Annotated in this window: 11 protein-coding genes; 7 read left to right on the top strand and 4 right to left on the bottom strand. The window is 66.4% G+C overall.

Annotation, left to right across the window (positions count from 1 at the left end):
- Positions 1-31: 31 nt before the first annotated feature.
- On the bottom strand, positions 32-1,123 hold the full coding sequence (gene rpsP, locus AAFU51_06375; protein MEO1570877.1) for a 30S ribosomal protein S16: 1,092 nt from the start codon (positions 1,121-1,123) through the stop codon (positions 32-34).
- Between the two features lie 124 nt (positions 1,124-1,247).
- Positions 1,248-2,603, bottom strand: a complete 1,356-nt coding sequence (ffh, locus tag AAFU51_06380; GenBank protein MEO1570878.1) for a signal recognition particle protein — start codon at positions 2,601-2,603, stop codon at positions 1,248-1,250.
- Positions 2,604-3,179: 576 nt separating this feature from the next.
- On the opposite strand from ffh, the gene AAFU51_06385 reads away from it, so the two are divergent.
- From AAFU51_06385 to AAFU51_06400, 4 genes are all read left to right on the top strand, one after another.
- The gene (locus tag AAFU51_06385; protein MEO1570879.1) at positions 3,180-4,442 is read left to right on the top strand and encodes a hypothetical protein; all 1,263 of its coding nucleotides are present in this window, start codon (positions 3,180-3,182) and stop codon (positions 4,440-4,442) included.
- Between the two features lie 5 nt (positions 4,443-4,447).
- Positions 4,448-5,041: a 5-formyltetrahydrofolate cyclo-ligase gene (locus tag AAFU51_06390; GenBank protein ID MEO1570880.1), complete on the top strand. Its 594-nt coding sequence runs from the start codon at positions 4,448-4,450 to the stop codon at positions 5,039-5,041.
- A gap of 222 nt (positions 5,042-5,263) precedes the next feature.
- On the top strand, positions 5,264-5,686 hold the full coding sequence (locus AAFU51_06395) for a VOC family protein (GenBank protein MEO1570881.1): 423 nt from the start codon (positions 5,264-5,266) through the stop codon (positions 5,684-5,686).
- A gap of 265 nt (positions 5,687-5,951) precedes the next feature.
- Positions 5,952-6,527, top strand: a complete 576-nt coding sequence (locus tag AAFU51_06400) for a hypothetical protein (GenBank protein ID MEO1570882.1) — start codon at positions 5,952-5,954, stop codon at positions 6,525-6,527.
- A gap of 51 nt (positions 6,528-6,578) precedes the next feature.
- Here AAFU51_06400 and AAFU51_06405 read toward each other — a convergent pair whose 3' ends face one another.
- Positions 6,579-7,520 carry a glycosyl hydrolase family 17 protein gene (locus AAFU51_06405; protein MEO1570883.1) on the bottom strand — a complete coding sequence of 314 codons (942 nt, stop codon included), beginning with the start codon at positions 7,518-7,520 and terminating at the stop codon, positions 6,579-6,581.
- Positions 7,521-7,522: 2 nt separating this feature from the next.
- Positions 7,523-8,359, bottom strand: coding sequence for a glycosyl hydrolase family 17 protein (locus AAFU51_06410; GenBank protein MEO1570884.1), 837 nt, complete (start codon positions 8,357-8,359; stop codon positions 7,523-7,525).
- A 366-nt stretch (positions 8,360-8,725) separates the two neighbouring features.
- Here AAFU51_06410 and AAFU51_06415 point away from each other — a divergent pair, with 366 nt between their 5' ends.
- The 3 genes from AAFU51_06415 to AAFU51_06425 all read left to right on the top strand — a co-directional run bounded on the left by AAFU51_06415 (position 8,726) and on the right by AAFU51_06425 (position 11,241).
- Positions 8,726-9,427, top strand: a complete 702-nt coding sequence (locus tag AAFU51_06415; GenBank protein ID MEO1570885.1) for a TIGR04282 family arsenosugar biosynthesis glycosyltransferase — start codon at positions 8,726-8,728, stop codon at positions 9,425-9,427.
- Positions 9,428-9,580: 153 nt separating this feature from the next.
- Positions 9,581-10,666 (top strand): class 1 fructose-bisphosphatase, encoded by a 1,086-nt coding sequence (gene fbp, locus AAFU51_06420; protein MEO1570886.1) that lies wholly within the window; start codon positions 9,581-9,583, stop codon positions 10,664-10,666.
- The gene (locus tag AAFU51_06425; protein ID MEO1570887.1) at positions 10,663-11,241 is read left to right on the top strand and encodes a histidine phosphatase family protein; all 579 of its coding nucleotides are present in this window, start codon (positions 10,663-10,665) and stop codon (positions 11,239-11,241) included. The genes fbp and AAFU51_06425 overlap by 4 nt, the downstream gene beginning before the upstream one ends.
- The last annotated feature ends 584 nt before the right edge of the window (positions 11,242-11,825 follow it).

The raw sequence follows: 11,825 nt of genomic DNA on the forward strand, positions 1-11,825 counted from the left end.
GCCCGGAGCCTCATCGATCTGGACGGGACGCTTACTTCTCGGCGCGGAGTTCGTCCACGTAGGCATCGAAGCCTGCCTTGTCGCCCGCGGCGAGGAAGCCAGCCTGCTTGGCCCACGTCTCCTCGTTGGCGGCGGCGTCGCTGGTGTCGCTGCCTTCGGCGATGATGCCGCGGAGTTGCTCCAGCGACTGCTCGGCGAGCTGCGCGAACGTCGTGACACCTGCGTTCGTGAGCGCGGTGGCGAACACCTTGCCGACGCCGTAGAGCTTCGTCAGGTCATCGGCCTTGGCTTCTTCCGTAGGTGCCTCTTCCGCGGGTGCTTCCTCGGCAGCCGGGGTCTCGTCAGCGGGGGCTTCTACGGCAGGCGCCTCCTCAGCCGGTGCTTCTTCCGTGGCAGCTTCGGCAGCCGGGGCTTTCTCCGAGGCTGGGGCCTCTTCGGCGATCTCGGCTTCGACGGCCGTGGCGACCTCGTTGGCGTCGGGGCCAACGGCGGGAGCACCGGCGGTCTGCACGTCGGTCGTGGCCTCGGCTTCGGCAGCCGGGGCTTCTTCAGCCGGAGCTTCGGCGGCGGGTGCTGCTGCGGCGGCAGCGGCTTCCGCAGCGGCGGCTTCCGCAGCGGCCTTCGCTTCGGCCTCGGCGCGGGCGGCGGCCTCTTCCTCCTGGCGCTGGCGCTCCAGCTCGGCCTCGCGCTCCTTGCGCTCCTTCGCCAGACGCTCGCGCTCCTCGGCGGCGCGTGCGCGCTCCGCATCCAGGGCCTCGCGGCGGCGCTGGTCCTTGGTCTTCTTCATCGCACCCGGCTTGCTGGCGATGCGCTCGCGGTGCGCGGCGACGGCCTGCTCGATCTCCTCGGCGTCCTTGCCCTTGCGGGTCAGGTGGAGGCGCAGCATGATGCCCTCCTTCGAGAGCAGCGAGCGGACCGTGTCCGAGGGCTGCGCGCCCTGCTGGAGCCAGTACATGATGCGGTCGGCCTTGAGCGCGACCTCAGCGGGCTCCTTGACCGGCTCGTAGCGGCCCAGGTCTTCGATGTACTTGCCATCGCGCGGCGAGCGGGTGTCGGCGGCGACGACGGCGTAGAGCGGGCGCTTGGTGCGGCCCATGCGGCGGAGTCGGAGTTTGACGGCCATGGTTGGGAAGTATGAACGTGTGGGGGTATGAACGTGTGGAAGTGGGGTGGTGTGAGCGATGTGCTAGGCGCGTCGAACGTCCATACGTTCACACCTGCACACGTCCACACGGGAGCGCAGCGACCTACCGTCGCCCGCCCATGAGTTGCTGGAGGTTGGCGGCCCGGCCCTTGCCAGAGAGCTTCGTCATGGTCTTCATCATCTTGCGCATCTCGCGGAACTGCTTCAGGAGTTGGTTCACGTCCTGCACCTGGAGCCCCGCGCCCTTGGCGATGCGGAGGCGGCGGCTGCCGTTGATGAGTTCGGGCTTGCGGCGCTCTTCGTGTGTCATCGACTGGATGAGCGCTTCGATGTGCTTAAAGGCGTCGTCGTCGACGTCGAGGTCCTTGATCTGCTTGCCGACGCCCGGGATCATGCCCAGCAGATCTTTCAGCGAGCCCATCTTCTTGATGCGCTGGAGCTGCTCGTAGAAGTCCTCGAGGTCAAACGTCTGCTTGCGGATCTTCTCTTCGAGCTTCTTGGCCTCCTCCTCGTCGAACTGCTCCTGCGCCTTCTCGACGAACGTGACCACGTCGCCCATCCCGAGGATGCGCTGGGCCATGCGGTCGGGGTAGAACTCGGTGAGCGCGTCGAGCTTCTCGCCCGTGGAGGCGAACTTGATCGGCTTCTGGACGACGGTGCGGATCGAGAGCGCCGCGCCGCCGCGCGTGTCACCGTCGAGCTTGGTGAGCACGACGCCGTCGAAGTTGAGGCGTTCGTTGAACGCCTTTGCCGTATTGACGGCGTCCTGGCCCGTCATCGCGTCGACGACGAAGAGGATCTCGTCGGGGTCTACGGCGGAGCGGATGTCGGCGACCTCCTGCATCATCTGCTCGTCCACGTGCAGGCGGCCCGCCGTGTCGATGATGATGGTGTCGCGGCCCAGGCGGCGCGCTTCTGCGACGGCCTCGGAGGCCACGCGGACGGCGTCGTTGATGGGGGTGCCGCTCTCGTCACGGACCGCGTAGACGGGCACACCGATCTGCTTGGCCAGGGTCTCGACCTGATCGACAGCGGCCGGGCGGTACACGTCGGCGGCGGCGATCATCGGGTTGCGGCCCTCGCCCTTGAGGTGCTTGGCGAGCTTGCCGCAGAAGGTGGTCTTGCCCGAGCCCTGGAGGCCCGCGACCAGGATCACCGTCGGCGGGCGCTTGGCCTTGTTGAGCCCGACGTGCACGTCGCCCAGGAGGAAGACGAGTTCGTCGTAGATCAGCTTGATGAACTGCTGCCCGGGCGAGACGGCCTGGAGGACCTTGTCTTCGAGGGCCTGCTCCTTGACCTTGGTGGTGAAGGCGCGCGCGACCTCGTAGTTGACATCGGCGTCGAGGAGCGCGCGGCGGACCTCGCGCATCGTCTCGGCGATGTTGAGTTCGTTGATGCGGCCTTCGCCCTTGACGTTTTTGAGGGCCGCGTCGAGCTTCTCGGAGAGGGTATCGAACATGTCGGTGCCGTGAGGGAAAGGGGAACGGGGTCAGGCGGTCTGACACCGGTCCGAGGGCGGAGCCGCGAGGGGCACAAGCCGCTGGAGATCCCGTGAGGGAGTGCGGCCTTCCGTGCGCCAGAGTGGGCGGCTGTACCCGTCGGCGGTTCCGAACGGACAGGAGAGCAATGTACCGAGCCCGCACAGGCGGGTTCGTGCGAAAGACATGAAGGCAGTACTCCGAAGCACGCCGGACGAGGCTCAGAGCCTTCCGGAAGGGGCATACACTTGTTCCTCCAACTCAGATGTCATCCTGAGCGAAGCCGGAACGGCGGAGTCGAAGGATCTGCGGGTCGGCAATCAAGCCGCGTTGAGTGAATCGAAGCTGGCAGAGATCCTTCGGCTCGCGATGCTCGCTCAGGATGACAAGTTGGGAGGGTCAGGAGTGCACTACTTTTCTAAGCCGTCCATCGTGCTCCCTCCTTCCTATGCCTGGCCTGGGAATAGGCGCGGCAAGCCATCTCCCCCTTTCTGCCTTCACCCTTCTGCCTTGTGCCTTCCCCCGATCCTTGGTGGACGTTTTCCCTCGACCCGACCGTGCGAGCGGATACTAAGCAGGCGCGGCTTCGGGACGCTGACGGCCAACCGCTTGTCAACGCACCTGATGAGGCCGGGCGGCAGCCGCTCGACTACGCTTCCTACCTCGGCCTCGATGCGCTGCTGGCGGCTCAGACGCCTGCCACCCAGGTTCCCGACGAACGCGTGTTCATCGTCATTCACCAGCTCTGCGAGCTGGTGTTCAAGCAGATGACGTTCGACCTCGGCGTGCTCGCAGGCACGTTCCGGGCGCTGACCGATGCCGACGACGACACGTTCGAGACGCGGGCGTTGGAGCCACTGCCCGACGAACGGGGGCCGAATGCGTTCTGGCGGCCTGCTCTCACGGCGGCAGCACGGCTCCGGCACTGCGCGCGGCGGCTGCTGCCCGTCGTCATGCAACTCGTCGGGCGTGGTGCGGGCGACGATGTTCTCTTTTCGACGCTCGAATACGAGCAGTTCCGCGATGCCCTGGCCCCCGCGAGCGGGTTCCAGACGGCGCAACTCCGGCTCATCCAGCGCGCACTCGGCAAAAGCCCGCTGTTCGGCGTGCGCGTCTTTCCCGGCGACACCTTTGCCCACCACTACGAGAAGACGCCCACCTCGCCCTGCCCGCACGTGTCGCTCGGCGATCCGCTCATCCTCCGCGGCGACCGCACGCGGGCCTTCCCTGAAGCAACGGACGAGAGGGAGGCAAGCCCGGCCGCCGACGTGCCTCACCTCGACGACCTCGCGCACGCCGTACTTGCTCGCCTCGCGCCAGCGGCTGACGGCCTCGTGGCGCCCCCCGCAGTGCGCCGCCTCCGCGCCGACGACCTCGACCGCAGCGTCGCCCGTTTCAGCGCGACGCTCGGGACGCCCGCCACCGACGCCGACCTAGCTCTCGCCGAGTCCGCAACGGCCACGTTCCGAGCCGACCTAGACGTGGCCATTGCCAGCGAGAACGCCCGCCGCGACGGCCTCGCCGATGCACGCCGCGGTGCCCACGCGCTGCATGTGCGCCACCCGCAGACGTGCCTCGCCTTTACGCTCGACCGGATCGCGGCGACGGACGCAGCCCTGCACGAGCCCGCTACGGATAGCTTTTTGACGGTACACCGCAAGACCGTACGCCGCCATGTCACGGGCGACAGCGGCACCGGCGGCGGTGGGCTGCCCTACCTCGTCACGAGCCAGCGCTTTCTGCTGCCGCTGTTTCCGGCCCTCGTCGCCTACGCCGACCTAGGCATCGGAGCCACCGGCGACGATGCCGACGGATGGTGATAGCTATGGGTCCGAGGTCAAACGTCGAAAGCCGAAGGTCGAAAGCCGAGTGGCGGGCGCAGTTCGCGGCGGTCCGCGCCTCGCTCTCCGACGCCGACTATGCGGCCAAGAGCACCGCGATCTGCGACCGCCTTCAAGCGCTGCCAGTAGTTCAGAGAGCGACGACCGTGCATTGCTACTGGCCGCTCGTTGCGCGCCGCGAAATAGACACGCGTCCGTTTATCGCGGCGTGTGAGGCAGCAGGCAAGCGGGTTGTGTTGCCCGTCGTAGAAGCCTTCCAGGGCGCCCCCCGGATGGTGCATCGTCTCTACGAAGGCAAAGACCGCCTCGTCACCAACCGCTGGGGCCTGCAGGAGCCGACTGGCCCGCTCGTGGCTCCCGCCGACCTCGACGTGGTAATCGTCCCGGCGTTCGGGGCCGACCGGCGCGGTCACCGCATCGGTCACGGACGGGGCTTCTACGATGCCTTCCTCGCTGAGACGACGGCATGGCGAGTGTGTGTCGTCTACGAAGCGTGTCTCGTGGACCGGCTTCCCAGCGAGTCCCACGACATCGCGGCGAGCACGGTCGTGACCGAGCAGGCCGTCCTAGGGATTTGAACGCGGTCGGTGTTTCTTGCCGTTGTGTGGCCCGTAGGCTACTCTGCTCAGGACACCTGAAGTCACTCTGCATCTCATTTGTCGTTGCTCTGCGACCGCCTACCACCTCTGTATTGTCAATCACAATTGTATTGTCAGCCACAATCCCGAGTGCCTTGGGCGCATGAGCGTATCAGCAGCGGTCAGTGAGTCGGAGTCCATGTTCGAGAACAGGTCGATGCCATGACGATCACGAGCTCTTACCCTCTCCTGACGGTCACCAACCTGGACGAGGCCCTTCGTTTCTACACCACCCACCTACCGTTCGAGGCCACGTTCGTGTCCGACTGGTACGTCAGTCTCCGCACGACGGGTGCGGTACCGTTCGAGTTGGCGTTCATCGAGCCGGGGCACGCGAGCGTGCCAGGTGGGTGGCGTCACGCAACGGCTGCGGGTGTAATCTTGACCATGGAGGTCGAGGACGTGGATGCGGTTCATGCCGCCATGCAGGCGGCAGGACTACCGATGCACGTTCCGCTCCGTGACGAGCCGCACGGACAACGTCACTTCATCACGGAGGACCCCAACGGGATTCTGCTCGACGTGATTACGCCGATCCCGCCCGCAGAGGGCTTCGCTGGGGGCTATGTGGAGGCGTTCACGTAGCCGAGGTCACGTAGCCGAGGTGCGTAGCTCCAGCCCTCGAATTCGACAGGCAGGCTAACTCGTCGTAGCCGGCGACCTACCTTAGCCGTGCAGCGCGCACATGCACGCCGTTCTTCGCCTCGTGATCGCTCGACATGAACCTGGGAACTCGACCGACTTCGTTCCAGATCTGGAGGCTGTATCGCCCGATTCCGCCGATAGGCCGCCCTTCGAAAGGGACGAGGCGTCTGTTTCCCGCAAGGCTAGGGTCCTGCGCCGTGCTGGCATGTTGGGGCTCGAACTGGTCGTTGTCTTCGCTGGGGTGTACGCCGCCTTCCTGCTCAGCGCCTACCAGCAGACCCGGAAAGACGACGCTCGCCGCACCGCGATCTACGAGGTGCTGCTGGCCGAAGCGGAGCAGACCGCCGACTTCGCGCGGTGGTACCAGTCGTACTTCGAGACGAACTACGCGGAGCCGATGCTCCAACCGTACGAGCGCGGCGAGCGGCCGCCGATCTACGGGCTCTGGCTGCCGACGGCCCGGCAGAGCAGGACGTGGACGGCCATGCTGGAGGCGGGCGTCGACCTGCTCGACCCGGCCTTCATCCAACAGGTCGAGGCGCACCGCTCCCGCGTCCAGTTCATGATCGACCAGACGGACCGGGCCGTGCGCCTCAGCGACGAGAAGATCGAGCCGGTGCCCAGCCAAGACGACTTCTACGGCCCAGACGGGCGCCTCCGAAAACCCTACCGCTGGTATCCGCGCCTGCTCGGCTACCTCAGTGGCAACGCCGTGAACGTGGAAGCCTCGGCCGACAGCCTACAAACCGCCATTCGCCTCCGCATCGAAGCCGAGCAGTAGGCTGATCCCTCGCTCCTCATGTTCGCAGAGCAACTAGAAGTGAGGCACGGGCTACGTGCGCGCGTGAAGCTCTAGCATCGCCCGCTTGGGCGTCCGGTCCTCGTGGTAGAGCCCCCAGTGCTTCTCCGGCTCCATGGGGTCCGGCGACCCCTTCCACGGCTCGTCGAACGCCTCGAAGACGAAGGTGAGGACCTGGTGGGCCTCGCTCCACGCCATGAGCTGCTGGACGTAGGCCGCCTGCAGTTCCTGCGACGCATTCCACGGCTCGATGCCGCGCCCGTTCGAGCCGGTCGTCCACCCTGCCTCGGTGATGATCACGGGGAGGTCGGGGTAGTGGTCGGCTACGCTGCGGTAGTTCTGCTGCGTGTAGTCGAGTGCGCGGTCGAGGGGCTGGTACTCCCAGACGGGATACGTGTGGACCGAGAGGAAGTCCAGTTCGGCAGCGAGCGGGGCGAGCTTGGTGGTCCAAGGGACGTAGTTCTCGCAAAACGTGACCGGCTGCGTGGCCCCGGCCTTGACACGCCGCGCAAAGTCCACCAGACGCTCGACCGGCACGAGGTGGTCGGTCCACTCGACCGCCGCCTCATTGCCTACGGACACGGCAACGACCGTCTCCGGGTGGGCGTTCGCGAGCGCGATCAGCCGGTCGATCTGGGCGTCGTTGTCGGCGCGGTTGGTGGCCAATTGCTCGTCGGAGTAGTGCGCGTCCCAGGGGCAGCTGGGATTGCTGAGCTCGGCCCGCACGTCGGCGCCCAGCAGCACCTGGAAGGGGAAGCCCTCGGCGCGGATGGCTTCGAGCACCAACTCGGCGTGCCGGCTGGGGTCGTAGAGCCGCAGGTAGCGCCACGTCGGCGCGAGGAGGCGGAGGTCCTCGCAGACCTGCTCGTAGGTGGGGTAGACCCCGGTCACGGGCGACTGCCCCGCGCGGTACCCCGAGTAGCAAATCGCGGGGCCGACGTCGATGCCGGGCACCGTGCCTTTCGTGTTGGTCATGGTCAGGCGTACTTCAGGTGGCCTTGGCTGTCCCACAGGCCCCAGTAGGCCCCCACGTCGCCCTCGTTGCCCGTCTTCCAGGCCTCGTCGAAGGCCGCGAAGTAGAAGATCTCGACGTCGTCCTCCTCGGCCCACGTGTAGGTGTTGATGACGTACTCCAGCGCGTTGTCGTAGGAGGGTACCGCGTCCCCGAACGCTGTGCCGGACGTCGGCCAGCCGGTTTCGCTGATGATGACCTTCTTTCCGTTGGCCGCGCGCACGGCGCGTCGGTACATCTCCTTCATGTAGAGCAGGGCATAGTCGGCGGGGCAGCTTTCCCAGAAGGGGTAGCAGTTGACCATCAGCACGTCGCAGGCGTCCACGACGGCCGGGTGCTGCTCGAAGAGGAAGTACGCGTCGACGAAGCTGACGGGGAGCCCCTCGGGGACGGCGGCCTTCGCGCGGCCGATGTAGTCGAGGAGTTGCTGCTCAGTGATGTCGCGGCGCAGCAGGTTCTCGTTGCCGACGACGAAGAGGTCCGCGTAGCCAGCCTGCGCGATCTCGATGCCCGCGGCCAGCTCGACCTCGTTGCGCTCCAGGTCTTCGGTGAGGTCCACGCCGACCATGTTCTTGAGGCCGAACTCGCGGGCGATGCGGGGGACGTGCTGGTTGCCCTCGATGCAGCGGAAGGTGCGGATCCAGTGGGTGTAGGGCGCGATGATCGCGAGGCGGGCGCGGATCTGCTCCTCGCTCATCTCGTCACCGGGCTCCTGCCCGTCGAGGTAGGGGCTGAACGAGATACCGTGGATGCGGCGCTCCAGGATGCGGTGGAGGAGGTCGATCTTGTCCTGCGTGGACATGGACGAGAAGTCCACGCCGCGCAGTGCCGTGCCTGAGGGCATCTGGTAGCCGCTCGACCGTTGGGAGACGAGGCCGCTGGATGAGGGGTGCATCAGGTTGGGACGGGTAGGTCGTTGAGGGGCGAGTGATTCCGTCCAGACGGCCAGGGTCCGTACAGACAGAGGAGCGTCCAAGCTACAAGGCGCGCCCCGCGAAGTTCGTCATCGAGGCACGAAACCTGATCGGTGCGTTCCGTCGAGACGCCGGGGTGCGGAGATTGGGAGCCGCGGTTTTCCCCGGGCCGAAGTCGGCGGTACGTTCCTGACACGGTCGCCCATCCCGTAGCGCCGGGCGAGACGCGCCCTGCCTTCCTTTGCCTTCGCCTCATGCCGACGCCTCCGCTCTCCGCGCTTCTCGTCTTTGCCAAGCGACCTGAGCCGGGGCGCGTCAAGACGAGGCTCACAGCGCTCCTGACCCCCGAGGAAGCCGCCGACCTCTACGCGGCGATGCTCCGCGACGCGCTCGACGCCTACGCCGCACTCGGCTGTGCCGTCCGGCTCTATCTCGCTCCCGACGGACAGGGCAACGCCTCTGCGCTCCCCGACGGCTGGGTGCCCGACGGCGTGACCGTCCACGCGCAGCACGGCGACGGCCTGGGCCAACGCATGCTCCACGCCTTCGTCGATGGCTTCCGCGCGGGGCACGAGCGTCTCGTCGTGATTGGCACCGACCACCCGACGCTGCCGCTCGCCTACGTCGAGATGACGTTCGGACTGCTGCGCGAGGAGCCGCTGCGGGTCGTCCTCGGGCCGACGCACGACGGGGGCTACTACCTCCTCGGCCAGAACGACCTCTTCCCGCGCCTCTTCACAGACATGACCTACAGCCACGACGGCGTCTTCGAGGAGACGCTCCGCCGCGCCGCCGAGGTCACCGCCGAGCCCGTCGTCCTGCCGACGTGGTACGACGTGGACACGCCCGCCGAACTCCAGCAGCTGTGCCGCGAGATGGACGCGGGGGCCCCGGTGCCCCCGCGCACGGCTACCGCGTTGAGAGCCCTACGTGAGCGGTACGAGGACCTGCGGTAGCGCCTCGGAGCCATCGGGCAGTCCCGGCAGCCGTGTGGGTGAACGCCGTACAGCATCGCTGCTCCGATGCACTAACTTCTCGGCACAGCCCCGAATTGGCGCTCGGCCCCATATCGGCACCGTCCATCCGCCCTCATCTTTCTACGTTCCCCGATGCCAGTATCCGCGAACGGCCTCGTGGCCCCGCTCAGCGGCAAGATCAAGACCCTCGAACAGTTCATCATTGAGCGCGAAAACGAGGTGCCGGGCACGACCGGGCAGTTCTCGCGCCTGCTACGCGACCTCGCGCTCGCGGCCAAGATCGTGGACCGCGACGTGCGCAAGGCCGGCCTCATCGATGACATCATCGGCGAGACAGGTGACATCAACGTGCAGGGCGAGGTGCAGAAAAAGCTCGACCTGCTCGCCCACGAGGAGTTTGCCCGGGCCCTCCGGCGCGGCGGCGAGTGCTGCCTGATCGGCTCCGAAGAACACGCCGAGGCCATCCCTCTGACGATGGACAACGCCTCGGGCAAATACATCGTGCTCCTCGACCCGCTCGACGGGTCCTCGAACGTGGACGTGAACGTCTCCATCGGGACCATCTTCTCGATCTACCGCATGCCGGACGACCACCAGGGTGAGCCGACGCTGGAGCACGCCCTCCAGCCCGGCCGCAACCAGGTCGCCGCGGGCTATGTCGTCTACGGCTCCTCGACGATCCTCGTCTACACGACCGGCAACGGCGTCAACGGCTTCACGCTCGACCCGTCCATCGGCGAGTTCCTGCTCTCGCACCCGAACATCACCTCGCCGCAGCACGGCAAGATCTACTCGATCAACGAGGGCAACTACAACTCGTGGTCGCGTGGGCTCAAGGAATACATCAAGTGGGCGCAGCAGGAGCACGCACCCTCGAAGCGGCCCTACACAAGCCGCTACATCGGCTCGTTCGTCTCGGACTTCCACCGCAACCTCATCAAGGGCGGGCTCTACATGTACCCCGCCTCGAACCGCGACCCGGAGGGTAAGCTGCGGCTGATGTACGAGGCCAACCCGATGGCCTTCCTCATCGAGCAGGCCGGAGGCCTCGCGCTCACCGGCAGCCAGCGTATCCTCGACGTGGTGCCGACCAAGCTGCACCAGCGCACGCCCGTCTACATCGGCAGCACGTGCATGGTGGAGGACGCCGTGGCCTTCCTCCGCGAGGAGACCGACGGCTCGACCTATGCCAACTTTTGCATGCCTGAGGAGGCGTGAGCCTCGCCCCGCCGTCGGTGCTGATGCGGCGCTTCGTTCTGGCGGGCGCGCTGGTGCTGGGGGCGTCGGGCTGCACCCCCCAGCCTGAGCGCACGTTCGATCCGCCGCCGACGGTGCTTTATCTGCTCCGGCACGCAGAGACAGGCGAAGGGCGCGATCCCGGACTGAGCGACGAGGGGCAGGCCCGTGCCGAGGCGCTCGCGGATCTCCTCGCCGACCGGCGCATCGCCGCCATCTACACCTCGCAGTTCGCCCGCACGCAGGCGACGGCACAGCCGCTCGCGGACACGCTTGGTTTGGATGTGGCCGTGCGCCCACTCGACACCGCTGACCCGCGCGGTTCTGCCGCTCGGGCTATTTGTGAGATCGCAGCGGCGTACTTCCCGCAGCAGGTGGTGGTCGTGGGGCACAGCAACACCATCCCGGCGATGATCGAAGCGCTCACGGACACGCCGATGGCCGACCTCGCTCACGACGCCTACGGCGACCTCTTCGTTGTCACGATCACGGCACACCCCGACCAGCGCACGCCCGACGATGTCACCGTTGAGCAGCAACGGTTCGGGACGCCATAGTTCAGAGGCCAGCGCTTTTAGGTGAGCCAAGCGCCTCGGTGAGCCGACTCGCGGTTATCAGAGGGCGGCATGCGTACGAGGAGCCGCGCAAGAAAAGTCGTTACGACGGCACAGTGCGCGTGCAAGAAGGAATGTGGACGTTTTGGTTGTTTTTTTTGATGAAGTGGCCAGAATGATATTGACTGGGTACACGAATGAGTGTAGGCTCAGAACTCGGTAAACTAACGCTTCTACTATCGCTGGCTGTCCTGTGAATCGACGGAACCTGACCTGCATAGTCGCTCTGTTTCTCATCCTGTTTGCGACTCTGCCTACGGCCCTCAGCCAGGTTGTCATCAAGGAACGCATCGTGCTCGATCCTGACAGCGCTCAGGCGAGCCTGGAGGTAGTTCAAGGGCCTACAGCGTACTCCTGGCCTGGTAGCGTGCGGGGGCGGGGCACACTCAAGTTCTTCCTGTCCCCAGGTGCGCTTCTTCGGATACATCCGCTGTCTGCGCTCTCAGCCACCCTCACCACCACCAAGGGCCAGTCGTATGTCCTGCCCCTTGCCTCGACGGGTGCACAGACAGGTCAGCGTACCGTGT

This window comes from Bacteroidota bacterium (assembly GCA_039821555.1).
Lineage (GTDB): Bacteria > Bacteroidota > Rhodothermia > Rhodothermales > Rubricoccaceae > JBCBEX01.

Excerpts from the sequence above, each read along its gene's own strand:
- rpsP (MEO1570877.1), bottom strand. The coding sequence starts at position 1,123 with ATGGCCGTCAAACTCCGACTCCGCCGCATGGGCCGCACCAAGCGCCCG.
- ffh (MEO1570878.1), bottom strand. The coding sequence starts at position 2,603 with ATGTTCGATACCCTCTCCGAGAAGCTCGACGCGGCCCTCAAAAACGTC.
- AAFU51_06390 (MEO1570880.1), top strand. The coding sequence starts at position 4,448 with ATGGGTCCGAGGTCAAACGTCGAAAGCCGAAGGTCGAAAGCCGAGTGG.
- AAFU51_06395 (MEO1570881.1), top strand. The coding sequence starts at position 5,264 with ATGACGATCACGAGCTCTTACCCTCTCCTGACGGTCACCAACCTGGAC.
- AAFU51_06400 (MEO1570882.1), top strand. The coding sequence starts at position 5,952 with ATGTTGGGGCTCGAACTGGTCGTTGTCTTCGCTGGGGTGTACGCCGCC.
- AAFU51_06405 (MEO1570883.1), bottom strand. The coding sequence starts at position 7,520 with ATGACCAACACGAAAGGCACGGTGCCCGGCATCGACGTCGGCCCCGCG.
- AAFU51_06410 (MEO1570884.1), bottom strand. The coding sequence starts at position 8,359 with ATGTCCACGCAGGACAAGATCGACCTCCTCCACCGCATCCTGGAGCGC.
- AAFU51_06415 (MEO1570885.1), top strand. The coding sequence starts at position 8,726 with ATGCCGACGCCTCCGCTCTCCGCGCTTCTCGTCTTTGCCAAGCGACCT.
- fbp (MEO1570886.1), top strand. The coding sequence starts at position 9,581 with ATGCCAGTATCCGCGAACGGCCTCGTGGCCCCGCTCAGCGGCAAGATC.